Source organism: Vibrio sp. T13N, assembly GCF_032970445.1.
Lineage (GTDB): Bacteria > Pseudomonadota > Gammaproteobacteria > Enterobacterales > Vibrionaceae > Vibrio > Vibrio diabolicus.
This window is the reverse complement of the sequence record NZ_JAWJYE010000006.1, coordinates 66,925-83,323: the sequence shown is the minus strand read 5'-3', so window position 1 is coordinate 83,323 and position 16,399 is coordinate 66,925. Positions and strand designations below refer to the sequence as shown.

The 16,399-nt window shown below is 44.7% G+C and carries 15 protein-coding genes and 1 other annotated feature; of the genes, 12 read left to right on the top strand and 3 right to left on the bottom strand.

Annotation, left to right across the window (positions count from 1 at the left end):
* The first annotated feature begins 59 nt into the window (after positions 1-59).
* The 4 genes from R2S67_RS11705 (at position 60) to R2S67_RS11690 (ending at position 5,850) form a co-directional block, all read left to right on the top strand.
* On the top strand, positions 60-1,019 hold the full coding sequence (locus R2S67_RS11705; RefSeq protein WP_317344387.1) for a TIGR01212 family radical SAM protein: 960 nt from the start codon (positions 60-62) through the stop codon (positions 1,017-1,019).
* 35 nt (positions 1,020-1,054) lie between these two features.
* On the top strand, positions 1,055-2,803 hold the full coding sequence (locus R2S67_RS11700) for a diguanylate cyclase domain-containing protein (protein WP_225461792.1): 1,749 nt from the start codon (positions 1,055-1,057) through the stop codon (positions 2,801-2,803).
* A 241-nt stretch (positions 2,804-3,044) separates the two neighbouring features.
* A complete protein-coding gene (gene arcB / locus R2S67_RS11695; RefSeq protein WP_047009095.1) occupies positions 3,045-5,399 on the top strand; it encodes an aerobic respiration two-component sensor histidine kinase ArcB in 2,355 nt (784 codons plus the stop codon).
* A 1-nt stretch (position 5,400) separates the two neighbouring features.
* Positions 5,401-5,850 carry a hypothetical protein gene (locus tag R2S67_RS11690; RefSeq protein WP_006742686.1) on the top strand — a complete coding sequence of 150 codons (450 nt, stop codon included), beginning with the start codon at positions 5,401-5,403 and terminating at the stop codon, positions 5,848-5,850.
* Between the two features lie 83 nt (positions 5,851-5,933).
* Here R2S67_RS11690 and arcA read toward each other — a convergent pair whose 3' ends face one another.
* Positions 5,934-6,650, bottom strand: coding sequence for a two-component system response regulator ArcA (gene arcA / locus R2S67_RS11685; protein ID WP_005381824.1), 717 nt, complete (start codon positions 6,648-6,650; stop codon positions 5,934-5,936).
* Between the two features lie 361 nt (positions 6,651-7,011).
* Between arcA and R2S67_RS11680 the strand changes: the two genes are divergently transcribed.
* Both R2S67_RS11680 and R2S67_RS11675 read left to right on the top strand, forming a co-directional pair.
* A complete protein-coding gene (locus R2S67_RS11680; RefSeq protein ID WP_031780532.1) occupies positions 7,012-7,419 on the top strand; it encodes a DUF3293 domain-containing protein in 408 nt (135 codons plus the stop codon).
* A 55-nt stretch (positions 7,420-7,474) separates the two neighbouring features.
* On the top strand, positions 7,475-7,957 hold the full coding sequence (locus tag R2S67_RS11675; RefSeq protein ID WP_005396309.1) for a putative 4-hydroxy-4-methyl-2-oxoglutarate aldolase: 483 nt from the start codon (positions 7,475-7,477) through the stop codon (positions 7,955-7,957).
* On the opposite strand, the gene R2S67_RS11670 is transcribed toward R2S67_RS11675, so the two are convergent.
* On the bottom strand, positions 7,954-8,424 hold the full coding sequence (locus R2S67_RS11670; protein ID WP_065645163.1) for a ribonuclease regulator: 471 nt from the start codon (positions 8,422-8,424) through the stop codon (positions 7,954-7,956). The genes R2S67_RS11675 and R2S67_RS11670 overlap by 4 nt on opposite strands.
* 425 nt (positions 8,425-8,849) lie before the next feature.
* Here R2S67_RS11670 and thrL point away from each other — a divergent pair, with 425 nt between their 5' ends.
* From thrL to R2S67_RS11645, 5 genes are all read left to right on the top strand, one after another.
* Positions 8,850-8,927, top strand: a complete 78-nt coding sequence (gene thrL, locus R2S67_RS11665) for a thr operon leader peptide (RefSeq protein ID WP_074192076.1) — start codon at positions 8,850-8,852, stop codon at positions 8,925-8,927.
* Positions 8,863-8,982 (top strand) — a sequence feature (Thr leader region). (Overlaps the previous gene by 65 nt.)
* A gap of 53 nt (positions 8,983-9,035) precedes the next feature.
* On the top strand, positions 9,036-11,495 hold the full coding sequence (thrA, locus tag R2S67_RS11660) for a bifunctional aspartate kinase/homoserine dehydrogenase I (protein ID WP_065645164.1): 2,460 nt from the start codon (positions 9,036-9,038) through the stop codon (positions 11,493-11,495).
* Positions 11,496-11,515: 20 nt separating this feature from the next.
* Positions 11,516-12,472 (top strand): homoserine kinase, encoded by a 957-nt coding sequence (gene thrB / locus R2S67_RS11655; protein WP_041852994.1) that lies wholly within the window; start codon positions 11,516-11,518, stop codon positions 12,470-12,472.
* Positions 12,469-13,749 carry a threonine synthase gene (thrC, locus tag R2S67_RS11650; protein WP_006742682.1) on the top strand — a complete coding sequence of 427 codons (1,281 nt, stop codon included), beginning with the start codon at positions 12,469-12,471 and terminating at the stop codon, positions 13,747-13,749. Before thrB ends, thrC begins: the two co-directional genes overlap by 4 nt.
* Positions 13,750-13,864: 115 nt before the next feature.
* Positions 13,865-14,524 carry an NADPH-dependent FMN reductase gene (locus R2S67_RS11645; protein ID WP_109168793.1) on the top strand — a complete coding sequence of 220 codons (660 nt, stop codon included), beginning with the start codon at positions 13,865-13,867 and terminating at the stop codon, positions 14,522-14,524.
* 94 nt (positions 14,525-14,618) lie between these two features.
* Here R2S67_RS11645 and grcA read toward each other — a convergent pair whose 3' ends face one another.
* The gene (gene grcA / locus R2S67_RS11640) at positions 14,619-14,996 is read right to left on the bottom strand and encodes an autonomous glycyl radical cofactor GrcA (RefSeq protein ID WP_005381814.1); all 378 of its coding nucleotides are present in this window, start codon (positions 14,994-14,996) and stop codon (positions 14,619-14,621) included.
* A gap of 326 nt (positions 14,997-15,322) precedes the next feature.
* On the opposite strand from grcA, the gene nfo reads away from it, so the two are divergent.
* Positions 15,323-16,210 carry a deoxyribonuclease IV gene (gene nfo, locus R2S67_RS11635; RefSeq protein ID WP_317344375.1) on the top strand — a complete coding sequence of 296 codons (888 nt, stop codon included), beginning with the start codon at positions 15,323-15,325 and terminating at the stop codon, positions 16,208-16,210.
* Positions 16,211-16,399 lie beyond the last annotated feature (189 nt).

The window sequence follows — 16,399 nt, the reverse complement described above, 5'->3', positions numbered from 1 at the left end:
GTAATTTATTTACACAGATCGTAGTGAGATTGATTACGGTTCATTGTTGGTGAGAATTTATGCAGTTACATGAGTTGGTCAATACAATCGGCCAAGATCTTCAGCGTCGATACGGTGAAAAAGTCCATAAACTAACGTTGCACGGTGGATTTAGTTGCCCTAATCGAGATGGCACTATTGGTCGGGGAGGATGTACTTTTTGTAATGTGGCTTCGTTTTCGGATGAAGAAGTACAGATAAAGAGTATTCACGATCAGTTGAAAGATCGTGCGGGCGAAATTCATCGAGCGAAGAAGTATCTCGCTTATTTTCAGGCTTACACCAGTACTTATGCGGAAGTGCAAGTGCTGAAAAATATGTATGAAGAAGCACTAAAAGCGGCTGATATTGTGGGATTGTGTGTCGGGACTCGTCCAGATTGCGTGCCTGATGCCGTATTGGATTTACTGTCTGACTATATAAATCAAGGTTATGAAATTTGGCTAGAGTTAGGGCTTCAAACCGCTAATAACGACACCCTTAAGCGCATCAATCGCGGTCATGATTTCGAATGTTATGCCGAGATCACCAAGCGTGCGCGTGCGCTAGGTATTAAAGTCTGTACTCATTTAATTGTTGGATTACCGAAAGAAAGCCGCGACGATAATATTGAGACGCTGCAAAAAGTGTTAGCCGTGGGCACGGATGGCATTAAGTTACATGGCTTGCATATTGTGGAAGGCAGCACCATGGCGAAAGCGTGGCGTGCAGGACGGTTAGAGGCGCCAGAGCTAGAAGAATATGTCGCAATTGCCAGTGAGATGATTCGTATGACGCCACCGGACGTGATTTACCATCGCGTTTCATCAGCAGCTCGTAGACCTACCTTATTATCGCCACTGTGGTGTGAAAATCGCTGGCTGGCGATGACTGAAATTGGTCGAGCCCTCAGTGAACATGGTGCTCAAGGAAGCCTAACGGGAAACGCTTTTATCTATACTAAACCGGAATTAATAGCAGATCGCTCAATAAATAACTGATATATTTTAACCAGTTTTCTTTAAAGGTTTAAACGATGGATCAGTTACTCAATTGGCTTTGGGATGGTCAAGGCGGTTATGGCTATGTCGTCTTGTTATTAATTGCTAGCGTGTGCGCGTTAGCACTGATCTATTTGCACTTTCAAACATCACTTAAGCAACTCGTAACGGATTCACCCTATCCAGTCATAGTGCTGGATAGTGGCCATGCTCAGATCTTGTTATCTAACCAAGCTGCGATGCAGTTATTAGGTATTCGCTCTTTAGGTACGGGATATTTGTATCCCGCTTTATTCGATATTCGTGAGCTTGAGTCGTTTCTCGACAGTGTCTCTAGTCGTCATTTTAGCCAGCAGGTATTTGATTGGCGCTTATCTGAAAGCGAATCTATCAAGGTGGAGTTGTCAGGAAGAAAGAGTTTGCTGCGCAATCACCGTGTTTGGATCATCTACGCGCAGCCATATCAAGCCACTCATCAAGAGCAGCAACAAGAGCTTGCGCAATTAACGATTGCTCGTTCGGCACTAGACTCACTCTCTGAGTTAATTTGTACCCAAGATCGCCAAGGAAATTTATTAACGACGAACCGAGCATTTGATCAATTTTGGGAAGGGCGAAGGGAAGAAGCCTGCGCATCAAAGGTTTCCATGGGTGAGGCTAGCAGAAAGAGTGAGCGCAAGTGGACGACGGATCCACAAGGTCGCAGTTGCTTATTGGAAGTGAATCAAAATTCCCTTGTGTCACCGAGTGGTGAGCTGATCGGTACATTATCCATTAGTCATGATGTGACCGAGTGGCACAAAATGCAGCAGAACCTGAGAGATGAAATGGAGCGCCGTAAAGATACAGAAGTTGCGTTGGCGCAAAGGGATACCATCTTACAGACTATTCTTGACGCTAGCCCTGACTCTATCGGTATCTTCAATGAGAATATGGTCTATCAAGCGTGTAATAAACCGTTCGTTAATGCATTAGGTATTTCAGACGTGTCTGATTTGATTGGTAAGCGCCTTCAAGATGTCATTCCTGAAGAGATGTACGCTCGCTTAGCCGCTAGTGATTTAGATGCATTGCGCCAGTCAGAACCTGTCCGATACATAGATAAAGTCGTTAGCAGTGATGGCAAAAGTACGTGGTTTGATGTGGTGAAATCGCCCTTTAAAGATAAAGCTTCAGGAACGAATGGTGTGCTGATAATGGCGCGTGATATTTCTGAACGTTACCTTGCCGAACAAAAGTTGGAGAGAGCCAATTTAGAGTTAGAAAAGTTGAGCTTTATGGACAGCCTAACTCAGGTATCGAACCGACGCCGCTTCGATGAACAACTGCAGGTACTATGGTACCACCATGCCCGCGAAAAGCTGCCGCTCACTATCATGTTGTGTGACATCGACTTTTTCAAAGATTACAACGACTGTTACGGCCATCAGCAAGGTGATGAAGCATTGGTCAGTGTTGCTACCGTATTCACAAAAGTCATCAATCGCTCCTCGGATTGTGTTGCGCGTTATGGTGGTGAGGAGTTTGGATTTATCCTGCCGAATACCACAACGGAAGGCGCGAGCAATGTAGCGCAGCGTATTCATGAACAAATTCGACAACTCGATATGGAGCACGACAGCTCAGAAGCATCGGAACGTCTCACGGTCAGTATCGGTCTTGTCTCTTATATTCCTCAACATGGTGATGAACCGGAAATGGGTATTGCCATGGCTGACAGTGCGCTATACCAAGCCAAAGCTGATGGACGTAATCGCACCTGTATTCACCCCAGTTCTTGCTAACGCTTTGTGACCGCTTGCTCTAAGTTGATAGCTGATTGTTTAAATCGCCGTATTAAACACGTTAAACTTACCGAAGCCTGTGCGTTCGTTGGTTAACTTATCTTTTTATCTTGTTTAGCAAGCGCAGTTCGCACTACGTATTTTTCACTAATCACACAGACCTAAATTGCGTTAGGCCGAATATGTCTGCTCGTTTTTTATCATTGAAGGGCAACATCTAGCCAGCACCATGGAGTAGTTAATGAAACCCATGAAAAATCTCGCCCAGTATTATGTCGACTTGCTAGTCAAACTGGGGATTGTTCGTTTCTCGATTTTGCTGGCCCTTGCGCTGGTGGCATTAGCCGTTGTGGTGCAGGTGGGGATTACTTTAGCTCTCAAGGGGCGAGTCGACGATATCGACATTGTCCGTTCAGTGTTTTTTGGTCTCTTGATTACACCTTGGGCGGTTTATTTTCTTTCTGTTGTTGTTGATCAGCTAGAAGAGTCTCGCCAGCGTTTAACCAAGTTGGTGTCCAAACTGAAAGACATGCGCTCGCGAGACCAAGAACTGAATTATCAACTGCAACAAAACATCGAAAAGCTCAACCAAGAAATTGAAGAGCGCATTAAAGCAGAAGAAGCTCGTGAAGAGGCGATGCAAGATCTCGAAAACGAGGTGTTCCAACGAGAGCGTACTCAGTTAGAGCTTGCGGAACGCACTGCACTACTGCGTTCATTTATTGATGCCTCGCCAGACTTAATTTACTACCGCAATGCCGATGGTGTGTTCTCCGGTTGTAACCGGGCAATGGAAGAGCTAACGGGCAAGAAAGAGCACCAGTTAGTCGGATTAAGCCCTTGGGATGTTTATAGCAAAGAAATCGCTGAGCACATCGTTGATACTGACCAAAAGGTCTTCGCCGATAATCAAGCCATCACTTACGAGCAGTGGCTAGAGTATCCTGATGGACGCAAGCACTACTTTGAACTGCGTAAAGTGCCGTTTTACAGCAAAGATGGTCGTCACCTTGGATTGGTAGGTTTTGGCCGTGATATCACTGAACGTAAACGTCATGAAGAGTCGTTAGAGAAAGCAAGCCGTGATAAGACTACTTTCATCTCAACCATCAGTCATGAACTGCGAACGCCACTAAATGGCATTGTGGGTTTAAGTCGCATGCTTCTCGATAGTCCGTTGACAGAAGAGCAGCGCAAACACATGCAGACAATCAATGTGAGTGCGATTACGCTAGGTAACATCTTCAACGATATTATCGATATGGATAAGTTTGATCGCCGCAAGCTAGAACTATTACCTGCGCCACTTAACTTCGAAGACTTCGTCGCCGAGATTGAAAGCATCTCAGCTTTGATGGCGGAGCAAAAAGGGCTGCGCTTTGACTTAGAACGTTTGAGTGATTTACCAAAAGCAATTGAAGTGGATGCGACCCGTTTACGTCAGGTAATTTGGAACTTGGTCAGCAACGCAATGAAGTTTACCAAAGAAGGTGGCGTTGTGATGACGGTGAGTGCGGATGTCGAAGACGATTTTGCCACCATTATTATGGAAGTGGAAGACACAGGTATTGGTATACCGGAAGATGAGCTTGATAAAATCTTCGCCATGTATTACCAAGTGAAATCAGGTAAAGACAACCTACATGCTGTCGGGACTGGTATAGGCTTGGCGGTGTCAAAACAGCTGATCAATATGATGGATGGTGACATTACTGTCGCTAGTGAAGAGGGTTTTGGTAGTACTTTTACCGTATCGATTCACGTTCCTATTGTGGAACTCGAAGAACCTGTCATTGATGCAAAACGCGACAATATGCATCTCAACATCTTTATGGTCGAAGACATTGAGCTTAACGTCACTGTTGCCAAATCGTTGCTTGAGAGCTTAGGGCACTCCGTTACCGTGGCGATGACGGGACAAGAAGCGCTCGTGAACTTTGTGCCAGAAAAATATGACTTGGCGTTGTTGGATATTCAGCTGCCTGATATGACGGGGTTTGATGTCGCAAATTATTATCGCGAGCATTATAACAATCTGCCTCCATTGGTCGCCCTAACAGCTAATGTGATGAAAGATCGTCGTGAATACTTAGATAACGGCATGGATGATGCCATCAGTAAACCGCTTGCTGTGAACGCCATTCAGTCTGTAATTGATAAATTCTTCGCGCATCAGGTAGAGCAGCAAGAGCAACCTGAGAGCGTTCCAGAAACAGTGGAAGAGCCGACTCCTTCTCCTGTGATTGAGACACACTTGCTCGATATGGATATGTTAGAGTCTTACGTCGACATTGTTGGTGCCAAGCCGGTCTACGACAGCATAAAAATGTTTGAAGACATGATGCCAGACTATATTGATGTCTTAGACTCAAACATGACGGCAAAAGATCAAGATGGGATTGTTTCTGAAGCGCATAAAATTAAAGGTGCTGCAGGTTCGATTGGCCTCAAACGTATCCAAAGTGTGGCGCAGAAAGCGCAATCTCCCGATATGCCAGCATGGTGGGAAAACATTTCAGACTGGGTTGAAGAGATCAAAAATGAATACCAAAACGATATTCAAGTCCTCAAAAGTTGGTTGGAACAAAGGAAATAACATGAAAAAAATCGCACCGTTGGCGTTGGTTATAGCATTGATGGCTGGCTGCAGTTCCGTTCCAAGTGTGAACTGGCAACAAAACAGTCAGATTACGATTAACCAGGTGAATGTCGAGCTTAAAAGTAACTTATGGGTGAACCTGATGCCGACCGTTGGGGAAGTGCAAGAGCAAAGCATTCAAGGATCACTTTACCTTGAAGGAGACCAGTTACTCCCAGCCAACCTGACTGCCGAAGCGCTTATCATCAAGCAAGGGGAAAAAGAGTGGTGGGTGGATGAAGACTCTTTAGAAACTCGAACTCATAGTGAGAGCCAATGGGAAGTAGCCTTCACGTCTCAGGTAGACGCGGACACAGAAAAATCGGTTGATATCGCGGTACTTTTAGACGACGCAGGTAAACAGCGCTGGTTAGTGGAAAAATACGTGAAGATTAACAAGGTTTATTAGATTCAGTGATTGTCCGCTAATTGCTAAACCCAAAATAAAAGGGCTTGCTCAATGAGCAAGCCCTTTGCGTATTAGCGATTCAATTAGTCTTCTAGATCGCCACAGAAGCGGTAACCTTCGCCGTGGATAGTCGCGATGATTTCAGGAGTACCTGAAACAGACTCAAAGTGTTTACGAATACGACGAATCGTTACGTCTACAGTACGGTCATGCGGCTTAAGTTCACGGCCAGTCATCTTCTTAAGAAGATCGGCACGAGTTTGAATCTTACCTGGGTTCTCACAGAAGTGCAGTAGAGCTCGGAACTCAGAGCGAGGGAGCTTGTAGCTATCACCAGCAGGGCTTACTAGAGAGCGGCTGTTGATGTCCAGTACCCAACCATTGAATTCATACTTTTCTACTGAGCGTTTCTCTTCTTGCACCGCGTTAGAGCTCATTGAGCGGCTAAGTAGGTTGCGAGCACGAATAGTCAGTTCACGTGGGTTGAATGGTTTAGTGATGTAGTCATCTGCACCAATCTCAAGACCTAGGATCTTGTCCACTTCATTGTCACGGCCTGTCAGGAACATTAAAGCAATGTTCGCTTGTTCGCGTAGTTCACGCGCTAACAGAAGGCCATTCTTGCCTGGAAGATTAATGTCCATAATAACCAAGTTGACTGAGTTGTCAGACAACACTTGGTGCATCTCTTCACCGTCACTGGCTTCAAAAACAGCGTATCCCTCTGCTTCAAAAATACTCTTAAGAGTGTTACGAGTTACTTGCTCATCTTCAACGATAAGAATCTGCGGGGTTTGCATTGGCGGTACCTAAATTTGTGACAAAATTGTGCTAATAGAATAAATTCTAGGCAAAAATATAACATACAGGTAATGTGATTTTGATAATAAATCAAGTTGATCAAAAAAACACTTCTTTCAGTTATCCGCCCTCCATGGAATTTTGCCAACTCACCAGTATCCAATGGCGACGTTTATTCTAAAGGGCTTGTTTACCTTTCATTTCCTGCTTTCTGTGGGGCCTGAAACGTAAACACCCTAAGATATGGAGCGGATTTTATATTGTTAACAGCATGCTAACAATGCTCAAATGTTAATTCCATTCAGTTTGTTGATTTATATCAATTGATGAAATGTAACTGTTATTAATCGTTTAAGACTTATGATAGAAAAAAGTAATACGAACATAGACGCATCGTTATGGAATGCTTATTCAGAATCTTTTTTCAGATTCGAGGCCGAGTGGTGCGTTTCAAACTACGCTGTGATAACCGCTTGGAACCCATACAGTAATTTGCGGTCCAAAGAAGAGAACTGCATAAGCAATCAAGCATTAGAAACACTGCTACAGCACGTTAATTACGCGCCTATCACAGTAGGTGACAGCTCTTTTACATGGTATGAGGAAAGCTTTGCCGTCGAGTTATCACCAGAGGCGGCGGTCGCATTGGCGAATGACTTTCAACAAAACGCGATTTACTACGTCATTGATGATCAACTTTACCTTATTGCGTGCTCACAGCCGAAAGTGTTGCATAAGTTAGGCTCCCTTAAGCCTCGACTCGTATAGGAAAGGATACTACTCACCGAAGCACTGCTTGGGTGAGAAAATTCACGGAGGAAATATGAGAGACATTACACCCGATATTTGTGACCAATTTGAAGACCAAGTTACCCTGCTTACTTTGCCACTGCAGAACTTTGGTCAACGCACCGCTTTTTACGGAGAAATTGTCACAGTGCGTTGTTATCACGACAACTCAAAAGTACGTGAAGTACTGGGCGAAGATGGAACGGGGAAAGTATTGATTGTTGACGGACATGGTTCGTGTCAGAAAGCATTGCTTGGCGATCAATTAGCAATACTCGGAATAGAAAATGGGTGGGAAGGCATTATTGTCTATGGTGCAATACGCGACGTAGCACAAATATCTCAGATGGACATTGGCGTGCAAGCACTTGGTACCAATCCGTTTAAGACAGAGAAGCGAGGTATGGGAGAGGTCAATGTGACCTTAACGATGCAAAACCAAATCGTGCAGCCGAAGCATTATGTGTACGCTGATTGGAATGGTGTGTTGATTTCAAAGCAAAAATTAGATTTCTAAAAACGAAAGCCTAAACCTACCTCAATACCTTGTTGCCAATCTTGGTAATCAAGAGTCGCGTGAAGATCCAGTTTATCGGTGATTTTTACGCGACTTGAGACTTCAGCTGCGAGGCTGCTATCTTCTTGGCGAATACCTTCCGCAGTCTCATTCTTGTAAGAGCGAACCGTACTTTTTAGTGTGACACGATCATTGAAGTGATAGCTGATCCCACTCAAAAAACCGCTTTGGTTTTGGGTTGGAGAGTTGTTGACTCGTGCACCGACGTAAACGTCTACGGAGTCAAAGAGTTCGTACGCATAACCAGTGTCGATATTCCAAACATCGAAACTGTCAGATTGATAGCTATCGCTGGAAATAAATAGTTTATGAGGAGAAGGGGATGTTTTGCCTGGAAGAGGCGGAAGCTCGTTTGCTAGACAAACGCCAGGCACAAAAAACAGCAACAGAAAAAGCCCTCTTTTCATGCTCACCACTCCTTGTGTCAACTTTTTTATTAGTATGTGCCCAAAGCTTCTCACTATTAAAGCATAGAATATGAAAGCTAGCTCACCTATTTTCTAAATAATTCGATCCTGTGAACATAGGTCACAGTTAAGTTGTTGTTAAGTGTCAACAACTCCCTTTCATAATTTGATCTTACGCTTTATGACGAAGATCAGACTAGTTATGGAGTAAAAAGTGAGACTGATGACGATGGGATGAGCCCCCTACAAAAATAAGCGACAGATTTCCTAACGAGCAATAACATCCAATTAGCGTTAAATATCAATAAGATTGCTTAGCAGAAATCGCTGTAAGACTGAAAAACAAACAATTTTTTGTTGACTATGAATCGGAAACTCGGTAAACGTAGAGTTAAGCAAACACAATTAACGTTGAATATTTATTTATGCCATCTAACAGCCTAGTAGTAATGACCACGACCATTATTATTACCGACACGACACATGTTGGGGCAGGCTGCTGAGCGAAAGAAATTCACAAAAAAGGCCTGTATCCAACAAGATACAGGCCTTTTTTTATGCTTTTTTATCCAGAATTTAGACAAGTTTGAGAAGATATACCGGAGGAAGGGATGCGAGTATTGAAGTTTGGCGGTTCATCACTAGCTGATGCAGATCGCTTTTTAAGAGCGGCAGACATCATTGCCAATAACGCTCAACAAGAAGAAGTGGCGGTTGTTCTTTCAGCCCCAGGTAAAACAACAAATAAGTTGGTTGCGGTCATTGAAGGCGCGTTGCGCAATGGTGAAGCAGAGCTGCAAATCAAAGAGTTGGATGAATCGTTTAAAACGCTCTTCACTCAAATCCAAGCAGTACTACCCAATATTGATGGTTCAGCTTTCGATAACCAAGTGAAAACCTCGCTATCTCAATTACGTCAATTTGTTCACGGCATCAATCTATTAGGTATGTGCCCAAACAACGTAAATGCGCGCATTATTAGTAAAGGTGAGCGTGTTTCCATTCAGTTGATGAAAGCTGTCTTGGAGGCGAAGGGACAACAAGCGAGCTTGATCGATCCTGTCGAGTATCTGTATGCCCAAGGTGATCATCTTGAAGCTATGGTTGATGTGGATATTTCAACGCAAAACTTCCGTCAAAAACCCCTTCCTCAGGGCCACGTGAACATTATGCCGGGCTTTACAGCTGGCAACGAAAAAGGAGAGCTTGTCACGCTGGGTCGTAATGGCTCTGACTACTCGGCAGCGGTTCTTGCAGCTTGTTTACGCGCAGACTGCTGTGAAATCTGGACCGACGTTGATGGTGTATACAACTGTGACCCACGTTTAGTCGAAGATGCTCGCCTACTTAAATCACTAAGCTACCAAGAAGCGATGGAGCTTTCTTATTTTGGTGCTTCCGTTCTGCACCCGAAAACCATCGCCCCTATTGCTCAATTCCATATTCCATGTCTGATCAAAAACAGCTTTAACCCTCAAGGTGCAGGTACTCTTATCGGCCAAGATACTGGTGAAGATAATCTTGCGATCAAAGGTATTACAACACTTAACGACCTAACCATGGTTAACGTATCAGGCCCTGGTATGAAAGGCATGGTAGGCATGGCGAGCCGTGTATTCGGTGCGATGTCGTCTGCTGGTGTATCTATTGTTCTGATCACTCAGTCTTCTTCTGAATACAGCATCAGCTTCTGTATTGAGGCTGAAGATAAAGCGAAAGCGCAGCAAGTGCTGGCAGATGCGTTCGAGCTAGAACTCAAAGATGGCTTACTAGAACCGGTTGAGTTTATTGATAATGTTTCAATCATTACGCTTGTTGGTGATGGTATGCGCACATCGCGCGGTGTGGCTTCTCGCTTCTTCTCTTCTCTTGCTGAAGTGAACGTGAACATCGTGGCGATAGCACAAGGCTCATCAGAACGTGCGATTTCTGCCGTTATTCCAGAAGACAAAATTTCTGAGGCGATCAAAGCGTGTCACGAAAACCTATTCAACTCGAAACACTTCCTCGATGTGTTCGTTGTTGGTGTCGGTGGTGTGGGTGGCGAACTGGTGGATCAGATCGAACGCCAACAAGTCAAACTTGCTGAGAAAGGCATTGTGATTCGAGTTTGTGGCTTAGCAAACAGCAAAGGTCTTTTGCTTGATAGCGAAGGCTTACCGCTCGAGCACTGGCGTGATCGTATGTCAGCAGCCACAGAAGAATTCAGCCTAGCGCGTCTGATTTCTTTGGTACAACGCAATCATATTATCAACCCAGTATTGGTTGATTGTACCTCCAGTGAAGACATTGCTAAACAATACGCCGACTTCCTAGCGGCAGGTTTTCATGTTGTAACACCAAACAAAAAAGCAAACACAGCAAGCATGGCGTACTACCATCAGCTTCGCGATGTGGCTCGTAGCTCCCGTCGTAAATTGATGTATGAAACAACCGTAGGTGCAGGCCTACCGGTTATTGAAAACTTGCAAAACCTGATTTCTGCAGGTGATGAACTGGAGCGCTTCAGCGGTATTCTTTCCGGTTCTCTTTCTTATATTTTCGGTAAGTTAGATGAAGGAATGAGCTTAAGTGAAGCGACGAATATCGCAAAAGAAAATGGCTTTACTGAACCAGATCCTCGTGATGATCTGTCTGGTATGGATGTCGCGCGTAAGTTGTTGATTCTAGCTCGTGAAGCGGGCATGTCACTAGAGCTTGAAGATGTTGTTGTTGACCAAGCGCTACCGCCAGGTTTTGATGATTCAGGCAGTGTTGATGAGTTTATGGCGCGTCTCCCAGAAGCGGACGCCTACTTCAAAGAGTTATCAGCTAAAGCAGCAAAAGAAGGCAAAGTACTGCGTTACGTTGGTGAAATTAACGAGGGCAAGTGCACAGTAAGCATTGCTGCGGTGGATGAAAACGATCCGATGTATAAAATCAAAGACGGTGAAAACGCACTGGCATTTTACAGCCGTTACTACCAGCCAATCCCACTTGTGTTGCGTGGCTATGGCGCAGGTACTGAGGTAACGGCTGCGGGTGTATTCTCTGACGTGATGCGTACTTTAGGTTGGAAACTAGGGGTATAACAAGAATGAGTTCAAGTGATATGGATGTAGTGGTTTATGCCCCAGCATCAATTGGTAATGTAAGTGTTGGTTTTGATGTGTTGGGGGCGGCGGTGTCCCCAGTGGATGGGACCTTGCTAGGTGACAGAGTGCAAGTTAAGGCAGGGACTGAGCCGTTCAGTCTGAAAACTGCGGGTAATTTTGTCTCTAAGTTGCCTACAGAGCCAAAAGAAAACATCGTTTACGATTGTTGGCTGGTGTTTTCTCGCGAGCTAGATAAAAAAGGTGTTGAGCTAAAACCACTTGAAATGACGCTAGAAAAGAACATGCCAATAGGCTCAGGTTTAGGCTCAAGTGCTTGTTCTATCGTTGCTGCATTAGATGCATTAAACCGATTCCATGGTCAGCCGCTTAACGAGACTGAGCTGCTAGCACTGATGGGGGAAATGGAAGGCAAGATCTCTGGTGGTATTCACTATGATAACGTGGCGCCATGTTACCTTGGCGGTGTGCAATTGATGCTGGAAGAGCTAGGTATCATTAGCCAAGAAGTGCCTTGCTTTGACGATTGGTACTGGGTGATGGCGTATCCGGGTATCAAAGTATCAACAGCAGAAGCGCGTGAGATCCTACCATCTCAATACCGTCGACAAGATATCATTGCTCATGGTCGTCACCTTGCGGGCTTTATTCATGCGTGTCATTCTGGTCAGCCAGAGCTAGCTGCAAAAATGATCAAAGACGTGATCGCAGAACCGTATCGTGAGAAACTGCTTCCGGGTTTTGCGAATGCACGTCAATACGCTGCATCAGCAGGTGCGTTAGCAACCGGTATTTCTGGCAGTGGTCCAACACTGTTCAGTATTTGCAAAGAGAAAGATGTCGCTGAGCGAGTTGCTCGCTGGTTAGAACAGAACTACGTACAAAACGAAGAAGGATTCGTCCACGTTTGTCGTCTAGATAAGCAGGGTTCGAAAGTAACAGGAAGTGAGCTATGAAGCTTTACAATATAAAAGAAAATGATGAACAAGTTTCCTTTGGCCAAGCCGTTCGCCAAGGGTTAGGCCGTAACCAAGGTCTATTTTTCCCATCGGAATTACCAAAGTTTGAAGACGTTGATGCGCTACTGGCAGAAGACTTTGTTTCTCGTAGCACTAAGATTTTATCAGCGTTTATCGGTGATGAGCTGGCGGAAGAGCAAGTCAACGCGCTTGTGGACGCAGCGTTCCAATTCCCGGCGCCAATCAATCAAGTCAAAGACGGTGTTTACGCGTTAGAGCTTTTCCATGGTCCAACGCTGGCATTTAAAGATTTTGGCGGTCGCTTTATGGCGCAATCTCTTGCGGCGGTATCGGACGGTGGCAAGATCACCATTCTGACTGCGACTTCTGGCGATACTGGCGCAGCCGTTGCGCACGCTTTCTATGGTATGGAAGACATCAACGTTGTGATTCTTTACCCGAAAGGCAAGATTAGCCCACTGCAAGAGAAGCTATTCTGTACGCTAGGAAAGAACATTCACACTGTCGCGATCGATGGCGACTTCGATGCGTGCCAGGCACTGGTTAAGCAAGCTTTCGATGATTCCGCACTGCGTGAAGAGATCGGCCTGAACTCTGCAAACTCAATCAACATCAGCCGTTTGATGGCGCAAATCTGTTACTACTTTGAAGCAGCTGCGCAAATGAGCAAACAAGAGCGTGAAAACCTAGTAGTGTCTGTACCAAGTGGTAACTTTGGTAACCTAACTGCTGGTCTACTGGCAAAAGCGCTGGGTCTGCCGATCAAACGCTTTATCGCTGCAACTAACGCTAATGACACGGTTCCGCGCTACCTAGAAACAGGTAAGTGGGAGCCAAAACCAACGGTTGCAACGACATCGAACGCAATGGACGTGAGTCAACCGAACAACTGGCCGCGTATTGAAGAGCTGTGCCGAGTGAAAGAGTGGGGCCTAGAGACACTAGGTAAAGGCGCGGTTTCAGATGAGCAAAGCGCACAATCTGTGAAAGATTTGTACTCATTGGGCTACCTATGTGAACCGCACGGTGCGATTGCTTACCGCGTTCTTGAAGAGCAACTGCAAGATGGTGAAACCGGTCTGTTCCTATGTACTGCGCACCCAGCGAAGTTCAAAGAAGTGGTGGATGACATTTTGCAATCTGACATCGAGCTTCCTGCACCGCTAGCGAAGCACGCGGCGATGGAACTGCTATCGGAAGAGCTAGACGCAGACTTTGATGCATTGAAACAAGTACTGCGCCGTGTACAGTAATTATTAAAATGATGAACGACGAAAGGTGAATGAGCAATCATTCGCCTTTTTTATTGTCGGTAAGTCTCGACTCTCTTTATGATTGAGAAACGAACTTAAAGATGGAAATAGAAGCATGCATTTTTTGATTTTTCTTGGCTCAGTCAGAGACAGCACACCGCCACGACCAGCCCGCTTGGGCATGCGAGTGAGTAGAGCATGTGAAACGTTGTTTAAGAATCAGTATTCCCAACATACCGTCGAAATCATTGACCCATTGAACTACGACTTTGACGACGTGTTTAAGCCTGAGTTTGCTTACCATCGCGCTAAAGTGCCAGCCCACTTGAGAGAACTGGCAGACAAAATTAAAAGCGCCGATGGGTACGTGATGGTCAGTCCGGAATACAACCATTCGATGAGCCCTGCTTTGGCAAACATGCTTAACCATTTTGGTAGTTCGCTGTTTTCTTATAAGCCAAGTGCTATCGTGACCTACTCTGCTGGACAATGGGGTGGTGTTAGAGCTGCAGTGTCGATGCGTACCTTCTTATCTGAACTTGGATGTTTACCTGTCTCGGCGATGATTCACATTCCGAAAGCGCAAGAAGTGTTTGACGAACAGGGTGTCGTTGCGGATGAATTACAGCAGACGCAGTGGGACAGCTATATGAATCGCACCATACATCAATTGATTTGGTGGGCAGAAGGCGCTTCACAACAAAGAGAAAGGCTTGACCCAGCCTCATTGGCTGAAGTGTTTAAGAAGGATCCGTCACAGAGAAATGCTCCGTAAAGGAACAGAACGGTTAGATGCATGGAAAAACAAAAAAAGCTTGGTCATTGCTGACCAAGCTTTTTAAATTCTAGCGAGCTAGTTTACTGAGAAATTATAGAGTCTCAGTAAAAGTACGAGCGATTACGTCACGTTGCTGTTCTGGAGTCAGCGAGTTGAAACGTACTGCGTAACCAGAAACACGGATAGTTAGTTGTGGGTATTTCTCTGGGTGTGCAACTGCATCTTCTAGTGTTTCGCGTTTAAGCACGTTCACGTTTAGGTGTTGACCACCTTCGATGCGAGGAGCTGTTTCGATTGCTACTTCACGGCTTTCGTATTCACCTAGATCGCTGATTGCGATAACTTGGTCTGCTTCGTAGCCAGCAGTTGCAGCAACACAACGAGCTTCATTTTTTTCGCTATCTAATAGCCAGATAGAGTTTAGTAGGTCGTCGTTTGCCGCTTTTGTAATTTGGATACCTTGGATCATCACTATCTCCTAGACCACTTACGTGGTGATTATTGGTGTTAATTTTCGAATTTTCGTTGAGCTGAGTATTATATAGCTAATATCCACTATTTTAATATTGATTTAAGTCAAAAAACAACAAAAAACATTATTTTTATTAAGGTAATTTTATTGAGTTAAATCAATAAAACCTTTGAAAACAAACTAATTACAATTTATTTGATAATATAAAAAATATTTAATAACTCATTTTGTTGTAAATTTACTACAAATTGAGCTTAAAGTTTAAACTGATTAACGCAACTATCTGTATTTAGGTAGCAATACTGAAAGTCTAAAGTGATTAAATGACAAACATGAAAAACAAGCTTGGGAATAAACTCATTGGTGCACATGTCTCTGCTGCTGGTGGGGTCGATCAAGCGCCGTTGAGAGCTCGCGAAATTGGCGCGAATGCGTTCGCACTATTTACAAAAAACCAACGCCAGTGGGTGGCGAAGCCTTTAGAAGCAAAAACCATCAGTGCGTTTAAAGCGAACTGTAAAATGCTGGGTTTCGGCGCAGAACATATTCTTCCCCATGACTCTTATCTAATTAACTTAGGTGCACCAGAAGCGGATAAGTTGGATAAGTCACGCGCTGCATTCATCGATGAGATGGAGCGTTGTAATCAATTGGGTTTAACGTTGCTGAACTTTCACCCTGGGAGCCACTTAAAGAAAGTCTCTGAACAGGAGTGCTTAGCGACGATCGCTGAGTCGATCAATCTTGCGCACAAAGCGGTGCCGAATGTGATCGCGGTAATCGAGAATACGGCTGGTCAGGGTACAAACCTAGGTTGGAAGTTTGAGCACCTTGCTGAAATCATCGAGCAAGTGGAAGACAAAGAACGTGTTGGTGTATGTCTCGATACTTGCCACACGTTTACCGCCGGTTACGATCTGCGTACTAAAGAGGATTGTGAGCATACCTTTGCGGAATTCGACCGTATTGTTGGGATGCACTATTTAAGAGCAATGCATCTAAATGATTCAAAAGTTGAGTTTGCCAGCAAAGTGGATCGCCACCACTCATTAGGCAAAGGAGAAATCGGGTGGGATTGCTTTGAGTACATCGCTAAAGACCCTCGATTTGATGGTATCCCTCTGATTTTAGAAACAATTGATCCGGACATCTGGCAGCAAGAAATCAACGCACTGCGTCAGTTTCATCTAGCGGTGATAGATAACCAATGATGTGATCACAGAGTTGGCACCTTTCTTTCTTAGCCACTTAAGTCAATTTGAATTAAGAAAGAAGGATGCCACTATGTCTCGACCACTCTCTTTTGCTTCTTACGCATATAGCCGCCGCGTGCTTCGTTTGCCGATGCCTAATCGTCACATTACAGGACAGGGACATTTTCGAACGCCACAGAAGCATTA